The sequence below is a fragment of the Actinoplanes sandaracinus genome (assembly GCF_030009775.1).
Classification (GTDB): domain Bacteria; phylum Actinomycetota; class Actinomycetes; order Mycobacteriales; family Micromonosporaceae; genus Actinoplanes; species Actinoplanes sandaracinus.
The window spans coordinates 1-15,983 of the sequence record NZ_JASCTH010000064.1; the positions used below are offsets into that span (position 1 = coordinate 1).

Below are 15,983 nucleotides of genomic sequence, written 5' to 3' on the forward strand. Positions count from 1 at the left end.
CTGGTTCAGCGGCACCACGGAAGAAGCCCTCGACTTCGTCTGCGACGTCCTCATCAGCCCTATCATCAACGGGCCCCAGCGAAGCCCCGAGCCGTCAACCCCCGAAGGACTTATGAACTGAAGCACTAAGGTGGCGATGTCGGTCGGTCATCAGATGAATCCACGGGAAGGCACGCCATGATCCCGGTTCGGGGCGACTACGTCGTCATGTTCGGCGACCGCCCGCACCAGCGGGTTGAGGCCTGGGACGACATGGGACATCCCATGATCGTCGGCGCTCTCGGTCTCGTTCGAGCGGACTCCGTTGGCGCTCCGACAGGCATCGATACCCGCCCGTTGCGTCCGGCTGCAACCGACGGCGACCCAGCCGACACCATCGACCTGCCGCTACCCCCGCCCTGCCTGGTCACCATGGTGCTCACCGAGAGCGACCTGAGAGTTCTCGGAAACGGGTGGGGCGATTCCGGCAAGTTCGCCGGCCAGCACATCGAGCTGATCTGCCGCATGCAGCAGGGTCACACCGGCTGCCACAGCGCAATCGCCGATGGCCGCGACTGCGACCCGGCGGACACTCATGATCTGTGGAAGCTCTGGGGCCCGCCGACCCCGCGCGAAAGGGTGATGGCCTTCGGCTACGAGGACGGCCCGTTCTCGGACATCATCCACGGCAGCAACTGCTCGCGAGGCAGACCCTTGGCCGACGGCACCAAGTTGGCCTGCACGCTGTTGTCCGGGCACGACGGAGGCCACAGCTACGAACTGGCCGGATACACGCCCCGCCGGCAAGACATCTGGCATCCCCCGGAGCCGCGCTCCCCGACGATCAAGCGCCGCCGGTCGGCCACCAAAATGTCCTGACAAGCTCGCAGGCATGCACGCGGCGGCAGGTGGAGAGGCCTCGGACGCCTGTGTGGCTGTGCTTACGAGTTGCGACACCAGCGGCTCGCGAGTTCTGACCCCGTTGATCGGTTCTGCCGTTGATCAATCTCCGCGAGTTTTGACCGCACTTCCGTCCACTGTTGCGGCCGGTCGAGGTGGTGCATCCGTTCCCATCCGCGGGGTACGCCTGAACCTGCTGGCCGCCTTCGAGAAGTTTCGCGGGTTCCTGCTGCCGAGCGCCCGCCTAGTGCAGAATCGTCATTCGTGAACTCACCAGCGCCGTCGGTCGTCGTGTTCGGCACGGCTGCCGTCGTCTCCGCAGCCGGCGCCGGTATGGAATCAGCGGAGATCCAGTACGGCGCTGAGGTTGTGGCGATGCTGGCCCTGTCGGCGGGCGCAGCACTGACCGGCCGGCACCGCGCCCTGCGTCTCTTCGGCCTGCTGCTGGCCGGCGCGGCTCTGGCCGATCTCGCCGCGAGCTGGCTGTTCTACCCTGATCCGGCACCCCGCGGCCCGAACGGTTGTCCGATCACGGACGAGGCGGTCACCAGGTACTGGACCGATCAGTTACGCCTGGCCCAACTCGCGGCAGCACTGCGCTTCGGCGCCCTGATCTGCGTGACGCTGACGTTGTCGGCATTGCCCCAGCGGCCAGGTCTACGTCCCTGGCACCGGCCCATGCTCATCACACTGGCTTCGATCCCGGCTATCCTGATCGGTCTCCACCCGATCTACTCGGCCAACGACCACGCCGAGTTGCTGCACCCCACCATGCCGGCGACACTCACCCTGTCGGCGGCGGTCTGGCTCACCATGCTGACCCTGACCCGCACCGCCGGGGGGCAGGCACGGACCACGGCACTCGTCGGCGGCGGTGTGCTCTCCCTGGTAGCGGCGCTGCTCGCCGTCGAAAAGCTCGCCACCCCCATCGTGCAGTTGCGGTATCTGTCTCGCGACCCGGAACCTGGTGTATTCGTGAGGTGCGCCTACTCGTACGGGACACCGGTCACCTCACTGTCCACGGTCGCACTGACCGTCGGCGGGATCCTGCTCAGCCTGGCCGCCCCCGCACTCTTGGTCTGGGCATCTTCGCGACCTTCAAGGTAGGTGCTTCAGCGAGATCTCGGCTCAGAAAGTGCCTGGCGATAACCACCGAAGGTCAGCCGCTGGTGGGCTCCCCGCAAGCCACAACATCGGCCGCACGGCACAGGGACGAGCGGCCGAAGGGCGGCCCTGAAGATCCAAGCCTGAGAATGACGTGTGGTGTCGAAACTCGTGGACACGAAGTTCGCTGACGATCATGCGGAGTCAGAACTGACGTTCAGCTGGTGTCACGAAAAGTGGAGATAGCCACCTGTGTAACCGGCTGACGTGTTCCTCATCCCTGACCGAGTGACCGGGGCGGACGCAGCGCACCACAACCGGCCTTGGGCCGGACAACCGCTGAGTCGGCATACTGCGTTGATGTTGCGCGATGAGGATTTGGTCCGGTTGGAAGCGGTCTGGCGAGCACAGGGTGCCCCGATCGCCGACAGCCTGGCACCCGGCTTGTCGGGCGATGATCTCGCCGAACTCGAAGCCGAGCACGGACTGGTCGTGCCGGCGGAGTTGCGCCTCTGGTGGGGCTGGCATGACGGGGTGGTCGGTGGCGGTCGGCGGGGCGGGAGTCTCAGTGCGATCGGCGCAGGGCCCTGGCACTTTCTGTCGCTCGGCGAGGCACTGGACGTCCGACGGTTCCACATCGCACTGGATCCGAGTCCGTTCCCGGAATCAGTTGACGACTGGAACGGCGAGTGGGCTTCCTGGTGGCTTCCGGTGTTCAAGGCCGGATCCGCATGCTGTTTCGCGGATCTGTCCACCGCGACCGACAGCGGCGTGTCGATCCATCTCTGGGCACAGCAGCCGGATGATCCGTTCACGCCGATGTTCGCTTCGTTCGGCGAGATGGTCGAAGCCTCCGCCGACGGCATTGAACGTGGCTACTTCACGTGGCGGCGCGATCTGCGGGAGTGGGAGATCTCCGACGCTCTCTCGGCCGACGCCATGCGACTGCTCTGAGGCCGGCCCTGGGGAGGAAACCCGCGGGTGAAGGGTCGGGGTACCAGCCGGGGGCGGTAGCCGGAAAGGGGTTAGGGACACCCTACCCCCCCGTGTTCTTCCTTCTCAGAGCCCCTGTGTGGGCATTGTGCGGGGCCGGGATCGGTGCCTAATGTGGCGCCCGTGACGGAGGAGACGAGCAGCCGGCCGCCGGTGATCCGGGCGGCGAAGCCGGGCCGGTGCCCGGCGTGCCGGGGCGGCTGGCGGGCGAAGACGTACATCAGTTCGCCACGAACTGACCGGCTTGATACCGGGCGGTCGGTAGAGATAGCGGGCGGGCGGCACGCTGGCCCGCGCCGTCCGTCGCTGTGCCTACTCAGGCATTTGTGCGTCCGAGGCTTCCCGGTCGTCGAGGACTCCGCGGTACACCGGGTGCCGCAGGTGCGTCCCGGCCGTCCAGGCCCTCGATCTGACGATCTTGTGAAAAGTAGCGGTAAGGCTGGTCAGAGGGCATTTGGCTGATCTCGGGACTACGCCTCTTCGAGGCTGCTGGTTGCCGGGTCGCCGTGGATGATGCGGTGGATGGTGGAGCGGCCGACGGCTGTATTCCTCGGCGAGGTCGGCCAGGGAGAGGCCGCCTTCGGCGTAGCGGGAGCGGATGGAGCGTTGAGCAGACTCGGGCAGCTTGGGTTGCTTGCCGCGGAGTTTGCCTTTGCGTTTGGCGACGGCCATGCCTTCGCGGGTGCGGAGCCGGATCAGGTTGGCCTCGAACTCGGCGACCATGGCCAGGGTTTGCAGGAAGAGCCGACCGAACGGATCGTTCCAGTCGTGAATCGAGGCACCGAGCCCGAAGCGCACGCGGATGTCACGTTCGACGCTGTTCCGGTGGACGATCCTCAAACGGAACAGCGGGATCCAGCACGGAGGTCGTCGTAAAGAGGGACTCGGTTCGGCTTGTGATCACGGATCCGAACCGAGCCCGTGTTATTCGGATCGAGGCGGCGCGGCAATCGAACAGTCGAGCACCCGGCCGTCCAGGGTGCCGATCACAAGACGGTTCGCACGAACTATCACGCCGCGGCGAGCGCGTGGCTGCGCAGCCGCACCTTCGTCAAGCAGCCGCACCTTCGTCAACCTGCCCGGCGCCCCGGAAGGCGACGCCGCCCGGGAGTTCATGGTGCGCTCGGAGCCACGTCAGCGGCAGCTCCTCGGGTTTCCGCCCCCAGAGCACCAGTACTGGACCGGACAAAGCCTCAAGCAGGTGGCCGGGCTCTACCCCGGCATGGACATGACGCCCTACCAAAGTGCCGGTAAGCCCCTGGTACACAGCGAGACCACGTTGCCGGAACAGCGCGATCCCCGCACTCAGTCGCCGGTGGCCGCCGGCACGACGTCGACGAGGTAGCGGTGCGACGACGTCTTCGGATGCCGGGTTCAGGGCCTGGGGCAGCGAGAAACCGCAGAGCTCCGGCGGGATGCCGAGGTCACACTCGGCGTCCCGTAGGGCCTCTGGCCAGCGTCCACCCAAGGCTGTTGCACTCCGGGCAGTAGAAGAACGAACTGGATCCGCGCCCGTCCTGCCACGGCAAGATCTTCCCTTGCGAGAGTGTCACCCGGCCACGTCCGCGGCATAGACGGCACGTGGCCGCGTCCTGCGGCCTTGGCGGCTTCAGATGAGCGAGCTCGGGATACCGCTCAGCGGCTCGGGCAAGCGCGAAATCGCGCTCGGCTGGATCCGCCGGCCGAGCCGGTCTGTCCTCGTCGTGGTCTATGACGACCTCGCCGGCCGGGGTCAGGTACACCACTGGCCCCCAGAGGTTGAAGACAGGGAGGCGTCCCGAGTCGGCGCAGCCGCTGCGCCAGTCAGATGCTTGGGCTGCCTCCTCGATCAATCGTCGGATCAGTCCAGCGTTCGTCATGTGCGCCTCCCGGGCGCAGCATACGAAGCAGTCGCCCCGCTCCCTCATGCCATCACGGGGCGTCCGCCGCGTTTCACTCGGAACGGGCCAGACTGTCGAGCCAGCGCCGGCAGGCCTGTTTCAACCGGTCACCGGGCATGGTTCCCGGGCTCAGCGCGGCGGCCTGCGCCAACCCGTCCACCAGGGCGAGAAGCTCCAGGCCGGCGCCCTCCACATCGACGCCGGCGGGCGCCTGGCCGGCGTCGCGCAGCGCGATCACGGCATGCCGCGCAAGATCCTCAGCTTGGGTACGGTCGTTGCCGGCGACCGCCGCGAGCTCCGGGTCGAGGCGTGACTGCACCAGGAACTCGAGCCGCACCTGCTCCTCCTCGACCTGTTCCGGGTTGACCGGCAGGATCGCCCAGAGCATCTCCTCGATCTGCTCGCGCACTGGCAGCGCCGGATCGACCCGGGCCAGGCGCTGCTCGATCCGCTCGATGATCAGCTCGAACGCGTAGACCTGAAGGCCACGCTGCTCGCCGAAGTAGTGCCGCAGTGAGCCGGTGGACAGGCCGGCCTCCTCGGCGACGGCGCGCACCGAGGCGCGGGCGAGGCCGGCGCGGCAGACGACACGCCACACGGCCTGCCCGACGGCCTGGCGGCGCTCGTGGGGATCGACGAATCGGGGCACCGGCCGATCATACCCCTGGACTAATACAGTCGTACTAGTACACTCGTGTTATGTCCTCCGTACGGGAACGCCGAGCCCTGTCCGCAGCGGTCCTGCTCAGTGGCAGCGGCGAGGTGCTCGACTTTCTCCTGCCCCTGTTCGCCGGCGCGGCGCTGAAGGCCTCCCCCACCGCGGTCGGCGCCCTGCTCGCCGCCGAGGTCGCCGTCTCGCTGCTGGCCCGCCCCGTCACCGGCGCCCTCGCCGACCGGTTCGAACGCCGTACCCTCGCCGCCTGCGGGGCCCTGCTCTACGCCCTGGCCTGCACCGGATACGCCCTGACCGGCAGCCTGCCCGCCGCCTTCGCCGCAGCTGTCGTCAGTGGGCTCGGCGGCGCCCTGGTGTGGGTTCCGCTGCGCTCCCTGGTCGGCGAACGCCTGACCGAGGACTCCAGCGTTTTCGCCCGCCTGGTCGCCGCCGAGGAGACCGGCGGCTGGGCCGTGTTCGTCCCTGCCGTCCTCGCCGTCGGCGTCCTCGGCTACCAGCACACCTTCCTCGCCCTGGCCGCCTGCTCCCTCATCGCCGCCCTGATCCTGGCCCGGGCCCCCCGTCGCCCGGCGAGCACCCCGCTCACCTCCACCCCGCCCGGCAGTCCCCGGAGCCCGGTCGGCGGATCGCGCATGGCAGGTGGCCGAGCCGCGGTTCGATCCTCTCTGGTACGACGTCTCAGCCCCATGCTCGCCGCGGTGGCCGCCACGATGGTCGCCGAGAGCGCCATCGGTGTGCTGCTGCTGTTGCATCTGCAACGGGAGTTCGGGATGGAGCCCCTCGAAATCGCAACGGTGTTTTTCCCCGGGGCGATCGCGATGAGCGTGCTTCCGCCGTACCTGCACCGCTGGGTCCTGCGTTACGGCCGCGCCCGCATGCTGGCCGCCGCCTCCGTCGCCAGCGCCACCTTCGCCGCCGCTCTCGCCATGGCGCCGAACCCGCCGACCATCGCGATCTGCTGGATCGCCGCAGCCGCGGCCTGGGCGGTGGTCCTGCCGGTGCAGCAGGCGGTGATCGCCGAGGCCTCCGGGCCGGCTGAACTGGGCCGGGGCCTCGGCTGGTACGAATCGGCGACCCTGGCCGGAACACTGATCGGCTCACTGGCCGCCGGCGTGCTCTACGAGGCCGGTTCGTGGCCGCTGGCTTGCCTGGTCTTCACCGCCGTGATCCTCTCCGGAGCCGTCTGTGTCCCCGCCGCCATCCGTCGCCTCGATGTCCCCGGCACTCCCCCGCCACCCCCCACGATCGCCCCGGCACCGGCGGCCCAGCGCGACGCCCGGCAGCTCACCGACGCAGGACCAGATGCCGCCGGCCCTGCCCCGGCCCCCGCTGCCGACACCGACCGGGTCGAACCCCCGACCGGAACCGCCGACACTCACCAGGCCCCGACCGACGGCCCGGCCACGGCCCAGAACCGGCACCGTCCGCTCATCGATCTACTGATCCACGCGGCGCTGTTCGCGACCGCCCTCATCGCGGCCTGGCTGATCTTCGCTGATCTGCCCATCCGCGGCATCCTGGGCTTCGGCGACTCCGTCACCTGGCGAGACACGCTCGGCAACGGCCCCGCCCAGACGGCCGCCGGCGTCCTGCGTACCTGGTGGATCATCCTGATCATCGATGTCGTCTGGACGCTGGCCAAAGCCGGCACCACGTCACGCTCCCGAGACCACGCACCACTCCCGAAATGACGGGTCACCCCCATCCGGCTGAACGTTCCATTCCGCCCTGGCCCCGGTCGACCGGCGGCCGGCAGGCTCCCCGGTGCGGCTCGTCGCCGTCGGACGGATGCAGCGGCGTTTTGATGGGGCCGATCGCGCCGGCGTCCGCTGTTAGGGTGAGGTCCCGTTCCAGCGGCCAGGGAGCCCGACCATGGCATGGTCCGACGCCGGACCGCCCCGCCTGAGCCGCTGGCAGGAGGCCGCCGCCGTGCTGGCCGTCGTCGTCACGGTCGTCCTGGCCGCCCGGCAGTGGCGCCCGCTGATCGAGGCCGGTTCCTTCGCCGCGCGTCCGGGCGAATGGCCGCTGGTCGCACCGCATGCCTGGCCACGTGCGGCGGGCTGGACCGTGATCTGCGTCGCCGTCCTCCTGCGCCGCCGCACCGTAGCGCTGCTCGGCGCGTGGACCGCCGTGCTGTTGGAGATCGTGGTCGTGACGGTTGGCGCCGGCGACAACTCCGGTGCGCCGCTCGATCTGATCGCGTGGCCACTGCTGCTGGCCCTCACCGCGACACTGCTGGTGAGCGTGTCCGGCGACGCGGCGCATCCCTGGGTACTGCCCGGCCGGCACGCCTACGGCACACTGGCCGCCGCGGCGGCGGTCACCGCGCTCACCGCTCTGGCGATCCCTCTGCTCGGCGACCACTACGGGCCACCGGCCGACCCGGCCGACGTGGGCAGGCACGTCGCGTTCGACGTACCGTCGAATCTCGCCCGGCTCGTCGCCGGCGCGACGTTCGTCAGCGTGCTGGTTCTCGCCGTGGCTTCGGTGAGCGGGGTGCGCCGGGACGTCGCCGCCCGCCTCTACCCGTTGGTCGCGGCCGGCCTGGCCGGATTCGTCGTGGCCCAGCTCGGTCTACCACGGCCGTTCAACGTCTGGGACGGCCCCGTCCTGTCACCGTCCGCCCAAGCCGTGACGCTGGTGATCGCCCTGAGCCTCATCGCCGCCGCCGGGTTCCTGTGGGTCCGGTCGATGGACCGGTCAGCCCACCGGTCGACGCACCCGGCGGTGTCCTGACTCGATCCTCGCGGGCCCGGTTCCGGCGGGCTCGGCCTGCCGGGACGCTGCCGCGGTTGCGACCGACACGAGATCGCGCGTTTGAAGCGCCGGCGACGGGATCCGCTCCTTCGCGACGGCTGGTGGAGTCCGGCGCTCTGTCCGCCCGGTCCATGAGCTGTCTTGGGCGGCACCAGAGCGCGGATCAGGGGGCCGGGTTCCGGCGGGCGTGCCGCTTGGCCCGGGCCATCCGCCACAGGAATGCCGGGGTGGGCGGGACCCAGCCGAGCTGGGTGGCCATGCCCAGATCGTCCCGGTTGGCCCAGTGCTCGACGACCTGGCCGTCCTTCATCCGGAACCAGTGGCTCTGCGTGACGGCGAAGGTGCGGCCGGTCGGCGGGAACGCCTGGGCCACCTCACCCCGCTCGTCGTACGCCACGAACGGGCCGGCCTGGCGCCCGGACATGGTGCAGTGCACGGCGATGAGGTCGCCGTCGGCCATCACGTCGTGGACGTCGAACCTCAGATCCGCGAAAGCGGCTCGCAGCCAGCGGGCAGTGGCCGCGAACGCGGCCGGTCCCTCTCCGCGGCAGGCCGGTGGCTCGTCCTTGGCTTCACGGTTGACCGCTTTCGGGTGTACGACCCGGGTCAGTTCGTCGAGGTCGCCGGACCCCATGATCGTCATAGACCGGACGCAGGTGTCGGCGTCGGTGGTGGGCATGATGCCTCCTGACAGTTATCGGATACACTCCCACAGTATTCAATGCTGTGGGGCGGTACTCAATGACTCGTCGTGTGTACGACAACACGCGCCGCGCCGAGCAGGCGCGGCTCACCCGCCGCCGCATCCTGGACGCCGCTCGGGAACTGCTGGTCGAGCGCGGTCCCGCGGCGGTCACCATGCGCGATGTGGCCACGGGCGCGGGCGTCTCGGTCGAGACGGTCTACAAGACGTTCCGCACCAAGGCGGCGCTGATCAAAGACGTCTATGACGTCACACTCGCGGGCGACGATGAGCCCATCCCGATGATCAACCGCCCGGAGATCCGGGCGGTGTTCGCCGCAGCAACCCCCCGGGACAAGGTGGCCCGCTACGCCTTCGCCGCCCGCCGCGTCGGCGAACGAGTGGGACCACTGCTCGCCAAACTGCTGGCCGGTGCTCGCGGGGGCGATCCCGATCTCCTCCGGTTCCGCGAGACCATCAACCAGGAGCGGATGGCCGGCGCCGGCGGTATCGTGCGCCACCTCGCCGCGACCGGTGGCCTGCGCGCCGACGTCGATCCCGACCGGGCCTGCGACATCCTCTGGACACTGATCTCGCCCGAGGTCTACGAACTGCTGGTGGCCGATCGAGGCTGGTCACCCGAGGAGTACGAGCAGTGGCTGGCCCGATCACTGACCGACGCTCTCCTCGCACGCTGATCTTGCGATTTGACCTGTGGTCCGGATTCGCCGTCGGCCGCGACAAGTGGCGCACGGTCGACTTGAGCACTCGGCCGGCGTCGAGAGTCGACATAGTTGAGGTTCAGGCATACGCCCTGGTCAGGCTCTCGTCGCGGCCCGGGTACCTCAACTTCTGCCGCAGTCCGAGCGGGGGTGCCGTTCCGGCGACTCGCCCCCTTTCGAGCGGCGGGTCGAGTAGGGCCGGGTGGCGCGCAAAAGATGTCGTCGGACGTGCTCCGCGGGGCTGCCGTCGTGGCCGGCCATCCCCCAGGTGATCAGGGCGCCGTTGTAAGCGGCGTGGATCGCCTCGGCCGTCTCGTGGTCGACGCGCTCCGGCTCCAGTTCGCCCGCGGCCGTGGCGGCTTGCAACACCTCGTCGATGGCGGCTTCGACGCCCGCGGCGTACTTCCGGGTGACTTGCTGGAACTCCGGAACCGACAGATCCATGAGCAGGAACGCAAGGTGGTGGGTGAATGCGGTCGCGCTCCGCACGCCGGCGGCCATCGCCACCAAGGCGTCGATCAGGGCTGCCAGCGGATACTCGGCAGCTCGTGCGGCAGCAAGGCGGGCCGGCACGGCCTCGGCGGCCTCACGGGCAAGCGCCAGGAGCAACCTCTCCTTGGAACCGAAGCGGCGCACCAGCGCGGCGGCTGTCAGCCCAGCGCGATCGCCGATCTGCGCGAGCGTGACGTTCGCCGGGCCCACCTGGGCGACCGCGTGAGCGGCGGCGGTGAGGATGGCGGCGTCCGAGACGGTCCGGGGTCGAGCCATAGCTGCACGATAGCGGGCCACGCCGGTTAGTAAATCGTGGTTCACTAACTCGATGAAGGTTGTGCTGACCAAGCCGTTGACGGGTACGGTCGCGCTCGTAGCGGGCGCCACCCGCGGGGCCGGCCGGGGTATTGCCGTGGAGCTGGGCGCCGCCGGCGCGCAGGTGTACGGCACCGGGCGCAGTACCCGGCCCGAGCGATCGGACATGAACCGGCCGGAGACCATCGAGGAGACCGCCGATCTGGTCACCGCAGCCGGTGGTCACGGCATCGCCGCACGCTGCGACCACACCGACGCTCAGCAGGTCGCAGCGCTGATGAAGCAGATCGAGGACCAGCACGGCAAGCTGGATCTCCTGGTCAACGACATTTGGGGCGGCGATTCGCTGACCGAGTGGGGCTCGCCGTTCTGGCGGCTGGACCTGACCGCGATCCGCGCCATGTGGGAAACTGCCGTCAACCGCCTTGCCCTGGCCCAAGCCGAGGAGCTGCGCGAGCACGGAATCACCGCCCGACGAACAGGCGAGGTCCTCACCTCGTGGGACCTCGCCGAGCACTACGGCCTGCACGACGTCGACGGACGCCAACCGAACTGGGCTCGCCACATCGGCAGCACGCTCCCCGTGTAGCCGTGGTACTCCCCCGCTTCGCCGGCATCCGGCCGACGGCAGTGCTGAAGTGCGCCACGCCGGCTGACGTCGCGGCCGCCCTCGCCATGGCGCGGCAGCGACACCTACCCGTCGCGGTACGTGGGGGCGGACACTGCTTCGCCGGGCGATCCAGCACCACCGGAATCCTGATCGACACGAGTCCCATGGCCGGGGTGCGGCTCGACGGCGGCCGAGCTGTCATCGGTGCCGGCACGCGCCTGGCCGAGGTCTACGACCAGCTCGGCGCACATGGCCTGACCATTCCGGCCGGGTGTGGACCCACCGTCGGAATCACTGGACTCACTCTCGGCGGCGGGCTCGGGATCCTGGGCCGCCGCTACGGCCTGACCTGTGACAGCCTCCTTGCGGCGACACTGGTCCTCGCCGACGGCCGGACGATCGAGGCGGAGGCCGACCTGCTGTGGGCGCTGCGCGGTGGCGGCGCGCCCGGCGTGGTCACATCCCTCACCTTCGCCACCGTGACCGCACCCACCTGCACAGCGTTCCGGCTCAGCTATCCGTCCGAGGGCGCCGCCGACCTCCTGGATGCCTGGCAGCACTCGCTACCCGACCTCGATGAGGCGACCGCGCCCAGCCTCACCATCACCGCGCCGGCCCAGCCGCGGCTCCCCCCGCGCGTCACAGTCTCCGGCGCCGCACCCGATGGCACCGCCGTCAGCCTCCTGCGCCGGCATCTTGGGCAGAAGCCCAGCGCGGAAGACCAACACCACGACGTCCTCCCAGCGGTGAAACGATGGCTGGCCGCGCCCGACGGCGTCGACCGCGGATTCGCCTACCTGCACTCGGAGTTCTTCCGGGCCACCGTCCCCGCAGCCGAACTACTCGAACGCCTCACCACCGACCGACGACCCGGCGAGGAACGAGAACTGGACCTCACACCCTGGGGTGGTGCCTACAATCGGCCACCGGCCGACGCAACCGCGTTCCCGCACCGCGACGCCCGATTCCTACTCAAACAGACCGCAACGCTGCCGGCTGGCCGACAACCCAGCAGATGGCTCGAGGAGTCGTACGCGCTCACCCACCCCCACGGCACAGGCGGCGCCTATCCCAACTTCCCCGACACGGACCTGAACGCCGAGGCCTATCACCTGACCAACACCGACCGGCTTCGTCGACTTCGTACCGCATACGATCTCGCCAGCCTGTTCATCCGCTGACGAGGAGACGGGCGTGATCGCGGGGGTCGAGCGTATCGGCGGCGTCGCCTTGAACCGAACCATCTACCGCAACGGCGATGTCGGTGAATACCTCAACGTGTGGTTCCGCCGCCGCGCGGTCAGCGGAGAGCCACGGGTGAACGACGAGTCGACCGAGGTCGGCTGGTTCGATCCCGGTGCCTTGCCGGAACTCGACGCGCTCAGGACTTCGCCGATGACATGGCGTACGACCGGCGGTTCAGCGGGCCGCTCGGCGGCAGTGCAGAGCAAGGAGGGCAAGCCAGAGCCAGCCGACAGACACGCACAGTCGCTGCCACAGCCCCGCAGCGGAAGCCCAGGGGTCGATGCCGGAGAAGCCCAGTTCCGAAAAGGTGAACAGCACAGCGAATGCGACTCCGCTCAGCGCCGAATACAGCGCGAACCAGCCTGATCGGCGGCGCGCAAACGCGACGGCCCCGGTCAGCATGGCGAGGGTCAGCGCAACGAAGGCGGGCAGGGAGAAGGCCAGATCGTGCAATTGGCCATGCCAGGTGACCGGACTGGCCGCCGTCGGATAACCCCCCACGGGGTCGGTGACGAAGATTCCCGCACCGATCAGCCCTATACCCCAGACAGCCACCAGCAGCGGCACGGCCAGCGCGCCGGGGCCGGTGCGCACAGTGCGGCGCAGGCCGATCGAGAACAGCACCACCAGCAGTCCACAGACTCCGAAGTTCGCGATCTGCTCCCAACCCTGCGGCCCGAGAGCGAGAGAGCTGATCGGGTGACGAAGTGGGGAGTACCCGTTGCCCCGGAAAGCGCCTTGCGTGAGGTATCCCGCGGTGAAGAGAGGACCGACGAGGAGACCGGCGACGAGAAGCCGACTCGGGCGGGAAGGCGGCCGCGCAGGAGTAGCCGCAGCGATAGCTGTCAAGGTCGTCATGCTGTCAACCGTAGTTGACAAGCAGTTCGCGCGTCAACCTTGGTTGACGGTTCACGGTTGGCGGGTTCACGGTGAACCCTGCCGGCCGCTGGCATCGCGCAAACACCCGGCGGACAGCCACTGTCCGTGCCGCCCGACTCGATGATCGAGCGCACGACTAGCCGAGATGAGCGTTCTGATCAGGCCCTTGCCGCATCGCTGGCGCGCGGTTCAACGGATGGAGTTGGGGCGCCACTCACGCTGGAGCATGGCATAGACAAGCTCATCCTCCCGGGAGCCTTTCAGGAGGAAGCTCTCGATGAAGTGGGCTTCCTGGCGCATTCCTATCCGCCGGAGCAGCGCCGCTGAAGCGCTGTTCTTGGCGACGCAGCGACCAACGATACGGTGCAGACCGAGTTGGTCGAACCCCAGGTGCAGGAGCTCGCGAACAGCCTCGGTAGCCATACCCCGCCCCTGATACTGAGGGTTGAACACGAATCCGATTTCGCCTTGGCGATCAACCCTGCTGAGCCATACCAGTTCCACTTGCCCCATGACGGTGCCCGCATCCGGGTCGACTACCGCCAAGCTCAAGCAGTCACCGTCGCCGGACAACGCATTCTCGGTAACCATCTGCCGCACGGCCGCCGCCGTCTCTTCCCGATCGCGTTCTCGCCACGGCATGTAACGCGCCACCACTTCCTTGCGCTGGTAGCTCCATACGTCATCAACGTCGTCGGCGGTGAAGGGCCGCAACAGCAGGCGGGCGGTTCGAATCGAATCGATACGCGGCAACATCCCGACATGCTACTTCTGAGGATCTGGCCAGGATTCCAGTGAGTTGTGCTTGAAATTCGCGGCCAGGACAGGGGGCCCAGCATCGCTGCCCGCGAGGAATGCCGCGAGCACATCTTGAAACAGTTCCCAGAAGAACACATGCGGAACAGGGGCGTCCATACCGTCATCCATGTCGTGCCGCTGATCGAGCGGTGAGTTCCCCCCGTTTCGACGGAGCGGTGGTTACCTGCTTTCGGCGGGGGCAGGGGTGAGGTTATCTGGCTCGGTCTGGGCGTGCCAGGCGGTCTCGTATTCGTCGGGGCTGAGGTAGCCGAGTTCCTTCTGGATGCGGCGGGTGTTGTACCAGCCGTCGATGTATCCGAAGATTGCGTTCTCGGCTTCGTCTCGGGTTCGCCAGCTCGTGCGGTAGACCAGTTCGATCTTCAGCGTCGACCAGAAGTTCTCCATCAGCGCGTTGACGCTCCTATATTTGTCAACTTGCTGGAGCGGTCGCTGTTGCGAGGCTGCGCAGAGGCTTGAGCAGGGCCCAGATCTCACGGGCGAGGAGCCGTTTCAGGCAGCGGATGATCTCGGCTTTCGTTTTGCCTTCGGAGGTTCGTCGAATGACGTAGGCGCGGGTCGGTTCGTGGTGTTGCATGCGGACGATGACGGCTCGATAGAGCGCCGCGTTGGCTTGGCGGTGCCCACCGCGGTTGAGCCGGTGCCGGTTGGTCATACCCGACGACGCGGGGATCGGCGCGACACCGCAGAGTCGAGCCCAGGCCGGTTCCGAGCGGACCCGGTGGATGTTGTCGCCGGCGACGATGAGCATCGCCGCGGCAGTGTCGGCCCCGACACCGAACGCGTCGACCAGTTGCGGGACGAGCTGGTTAGTGAGCTCGCCGAGCAACACCTCGTGGGTCTTGATCTCGTCGTTGAGCAACTGCCAGCGACGCGCAATCGAACGCAGCGTGTGTTTGGCTGCGGCGGCCACGCTGGTGACTGGGCCGGGGCGCAGGCCGGCGCAGCGATTAATCAAGGCCATCTTCGTCAGCGGTTGCAGCTGTTCGCGCAGCTCTGGTTCGGCGGTGACGAGCACCGCCTTGAGGGTGATCATCGCGGCGGTGCGGGCCTTGACGGCGACGTCCTTGGCCACCTTGATCTGGCGGATCATCTCGACCACACCGTCGTTGGTCTTCGGGACGCTGGTGGCGTTACCAGCCAGCACCGAGCGGGCGGCGTTCTCCGCGTCCAGGGTGTCGCTCTTGCCCCGCAGGCGACGGTCGCGGCGGTCGGTGCGCAGTACCTCGATCACGCCCAGACCACGGCGGCGCACGGCGGAGGTCAGACCGGCGCCGTAGGAACCGGTGCCCTCGATCGCGAAGATCAGCTGCCGCGCGCCGAACGCGGCGGCCCAGTCGAGAAGCTGTTCATAGCCGCTCTTATCAGCCGGGAACGAGCGGCTGTCCAGGCGGCCACCGATGTCATCGAGCGCAACGGCGACGTGGACGTACTTGTGGGTGTCGACGCCGATGACGACTCGACGCCTGCGCGGATCGGGGTTCATGCTTGCCATTGCGGGCTCCAGCTCAGACCAGGGGCGAGGGGTGCGCGACGCTGGCCGGCCGGGTGGACGGGACTGTGACGGGACCTGTTGCGATCAGGCTCCTATGAGGTCACGCCCGTCCGGCCAGCACCACAGGGTGCTGCACCGCCAGGCGGACGACAGATCAACAGCTAGGACACCCAAACCGCGGGGTCAGTCGTAAGCAAGAGTCAGGCCGCCTGACGGCGCCTCAAAGTCTCACAGTCGAACGAGTCGCCGACCGAGCCCATGGACGGTCGGATTCCGTTGTCCTGCAGCCGTTGTGAGAAGCGGAAACTCGTATAGTTCGAACCCCTGTCCGAGTGGTGGATCAACTGGCCGTCGCGGACGTCACGCGACCAGATGCCGTACTCGAGCGCGGCCAGGATCAGATCGGTGTCGCACCGATCAGAGGTCTTCCAGCCGACGATG

17 protein-coding genes are annotated in these 15,983 nt (G+C 68.4%); 8 read left to right on the top strand and 9 right to left on the bottom strand.

What is annotated here, in order from left to right; translation table 11 throughout:
- Positions 1-207: 207 nt before the first annotated feature.
- The 3 genes from QLQ12_RS46025 to QLQ12_RS46035 all read left to right on the top strand — a co-directional run bounded on the left by QLQ12_RS46025 (position 208) and on the right by QLQ12_RS46035 (position 2,937).
- Complete coding sequence (locus QLQ12_RS46025) at positions 208-858, top strand: hypothetical protein (protein ID WP_282767416.1); 651 nt, start codon at positions 208-210, stop codon at positions 856-858.
- Between the two features lie 285 nt (positions 859-1,143).
- Complete coding sequence (locus QLQ12_RS46030) at positions 1,144-1,986, top strand: hypothetical protein (protein ID WP_282767417.1); 843 nt, start codon at positions 1,144-1,146, stop codon at positions 1,984-1,986.
- 357 nt (positions 1,987-2,343) lie between these two features.
- Positions 2,344-2,937 (top strand): SMI1/KNR4 family protein, encoded by a 594-nt coding sequence (locus QLQ12_RS46035; protein WP_282767418.1) that lies wholly within the window; start codon positions 2,344-2,346, stop codon positions 2,935-2,937.
- Between the two features lie 351 nt (positions 2,938-3,288).
- Here QLQ12_RS46035 and QLQ12_RS46040 read toward each other — a convergent pair whose 3' ends face one another.
- Both QLQ12_RS46040 and QLQ12_RS46045 read right to left on the bottom strand, forming a co-directional pair.
- The gene (locus tag QLQ12_RS46040) at positions 3,289-3,816 is read right to left on the bottom strand and encodes a recombinase family protein (protein WP_282767419.1); all 528 of its coding nucleotides are present in this window, start codon (positions 3,814-3,816) and stop codon (positions 3,289-3,291) included.
- A gap of 1,092 nt (positions 3,817-4,908) precedes the next feature.
- Positions 4,909-5,505 carry a TetR/AcrR family transcriptional regulator gene (locus QLQ12_RS46045; protein WP_282767420.1) on the bottom strand — a complete coding sequence of 199 codons (597 nt, stop codon included), beginning with the start codon at positions 5,503-5,505 and terminating at the stop codon, positions 4,909-4,911.
- Between the two features lie 50 nt (positions 5,506-5,555).
- On the opposite strand from QLQ12_RS46045, the gene QLQ12_RS46050 reads away from it, so the two are divergent.
- Entirely contained in the window at positions 5,556-7,220 is a 1,665-nt protein-coding gene (locus tag QLQ12_RS46050; RefSeq protein ID WP_282767421.1) for an MFS transporter, read from the top strand.
- Between the two features lie 181 nt (positions 7,221-7,401).
- Complete coding sequence (locus tag QLQ12_RS46055) at positions 7,402-8,265, top strand: hypothetical protein (protein ID WP_282767422.1); 864 nt, start codon at positions 7,402-7,404, stop codon at positions 8,263-8,265.
- A gap of 184 nt (positions 8,266-8,449) precedes the next feature.
- On the opposite strand, the gene QLQ12_RS46060 is transcribed toward QLQ12_RS46055, so the two are convergent.
- The gene (locus QLQ12_RS46060) at positions 8,450-8,965 is read right to left on the bottom strand and encodes an ester cyclase (RefSeq protein WP_282767423.1); all 516 of its coding nucleotides are present in this window, start codon (positions 8,963-8,965) and stop codon (positions 8,450-8,452) included.
- 62 nt (positions 8,966-9,027) lie between these two features.
- Between QLQ12_RS46060 and QLQ12_RS46065 the strand changes: the two genes are divergently transcribed.
- Entirely contained in the window at positions 9,028-9,666 is a 639-nt protein-coding gene (locus tag QLQ12_RS46065) for a TetR/AcrR family transcriptional regulator (protein ID WP_282767424.1), read from the top strand.
- A 147-nt stretch (positions 9,667-9,813) separates the two neighbouring features.
- Here QLQ12_RS46065 and QLQ12_RS46070 read toward each other — a convergent pair whose 3' ends face one another.
- Complete coding sequence (locus QLQ12_RS46070; RefSeq protein ID WP_282767425.1) at positions 9,814-10,530, bottom strand: TetR/AcrR family transcriptional regulator; 717 nt, start codon at positions 10,528-10,530, stop codon at positions 9,814-9,816.
- On the opposite strand from QLQ12_RS46070, the gene QLQ12_RS46075 reads away from it, so the two are divergent.
- Complete coding sequence (locus tag QLQ12_RS46075; RefSeq protein ID WP_282767426.1) at positions 10,520-11,086, top strand: SDR family NAD(P)-dependent oxidoreductase; 567 nt, start codon at positions 10,520-10,522, stop codon at positions 11,084-11,086. The genes QLQ12_RS46070 and QLQ12_RS46075 overlap by 11 nt on opposite strands.
- A gap of 2 nt (positions 11,087-11,088) precedes the next feature.
- On the top strand, positions 11,089-12,288 hold the full coding sequence (locus QLQ12_RS46080; protein ID WP_282767427.1) for an FAD-binding oxidoreductase: 1,200 nt from the start codon (positions 11,089-11,091) through the stop codon (positions 12,286-12,288).
- Between the two features lie 238 nt (positions 12,289-12,526).
- Here the strand turns inward: QLQ12_RS46080 and QLQ12_RS46085 are convergent, their stop codons facing one another.
- From QLQ12_RS46085 to QLQ12_RS46105, 5 genes are all read right to left on the bottom strand, one after another.
- Entirely contained in the window at positions 12,527-13,210 is a 684-nt protein-coding gene (locus QLQ12_RS46085) for a DUF998 domain-containing protein (protein WP_282767428.1), read from the bottom strand.
- Positions 13,211-13,420: 210 nt separating this feature from the next.
- Positions 13,421-13,987 carry a GNAT family N-acetyltransferase gene (locus QLQ12_RS46090; protein WP_282767429.1) on the bottom strand — a complete coding sequence of 189 codons (567 nt, stop codon included), beginning with the start codon at positions 13,985-13,987 and terminating at the stop codon, positions 13,421-13,423.
- A gap of 222 nt (positions 13,988-14,209) precedes the next feature.
- The gene (locus QLQ12_RS46095) at positions 14,210-14,434 is read right to left on the bottom strand and encodes an IS3 family transposase (protein ID WP_282767430.1); all 225 of its coding nucleotides are present in this window, start codon (positions 14,432-14,434) and stop codon (positions 14,210-14,212) included.
- 25 nt (positions 14,435-14,459) lie between these two features.
- The gene (locus QLQ12_RS46100) at positions 14,460-15,533 is read right to left on the bottom strand and encodes an IS110 family RNA-guided transposase (protein ID WP_282767431.1); all 1,074 of its coding nucleotides are present in this window, start codon (positions 15,531-15,533) and stop codon (positions 14,460-14,462) included.
- Positions 15,534-15,742: 209 nt separating this feature from the next.
- Positions 15,743-15,983: DDE-type integrase/transposase/recombinase (locus QLQ12_RS46105; protein WP_282767432.1), on the bottom strand; the 241-nt coding region annotated here is incomplete at its 5' end.

Excerpts from the sequence above, each read along its gene's own strand:
- QLQ12_RS46025 (WP_282767416.1), top strand. The coding sequence starts at position 208 with ATGTTCGGCGACCGCCCGCACCAGCGGGTTGAGGCCTGGGACGACATG.
- QLQ12_RS46035 (WP_282767418.1), top strand. The coding sequence starts at position 2,344 with ATGTTGCGCGATGAGGATTTGGTCCGGTTGGAAGCGGTCTGGCGAGCA.
- QLQ12_RS46050 (WP_282767421.1), top strand. The coding sequence starts at position 5,556 with ATGTCCTCCGTACGGGAACGCCGAGCCCTGTCCGCAGCGGTCCTGCTC.
- QLQ12_RS46055 (WP_282767422.1), top strand. The coding sequence starts at position 7,402 with ATGGCATGGTCCGACGCCGGACCGCCCCGCCTGAGCCGCTGGCAGGAG.
- QLQ12_RS46060 (WP_282767423.1), bottom strand. The coding sequence starts at position 8,965 with ATGCCCACCACCGACGCCGACACCTGCGTCCGGTCTATGACGATCATG.
- QLQ12_RS46065 (WP_282767424.1), top strand. The coding sequence starts at position 9,028 with ATGACTCGTCGTGTGTACGACAACACGCGCCGCGCCGAGCAGGCGCGG.
- QLQ12_RS46085 (WP_282767428.1), bottom strand. The coding sequence starts at position 13,210 with ATGACGACCTTGACAGCTATCGCTGCGGCTACTCCTGCGCGGCCGCCT.
- QLQ12_RS46090 (WP_282767429.1), bottom strand. The coding sequence starts at position 13,987 with ATGTTGCCGCGTATCGATTCGATTCGAACCGCCCGCCTGCTGTTGCGG.
- QLQ12_RS46095 (WP_282767430.1), bottom strand. The coding sequence starts at position 14,434 with ATGGAGAACTTCTGGTCGACGCTGAAGATCGAACTGGTCTACCGCACG.
- QLQ12_RS46100 (WP_282767431.1), bottom strand. The coding sequence starts at position 15,533 with ATGAACCCCGATCCGCGCAGGCGTCGAGTCGTCATCGGCGTCGACACC.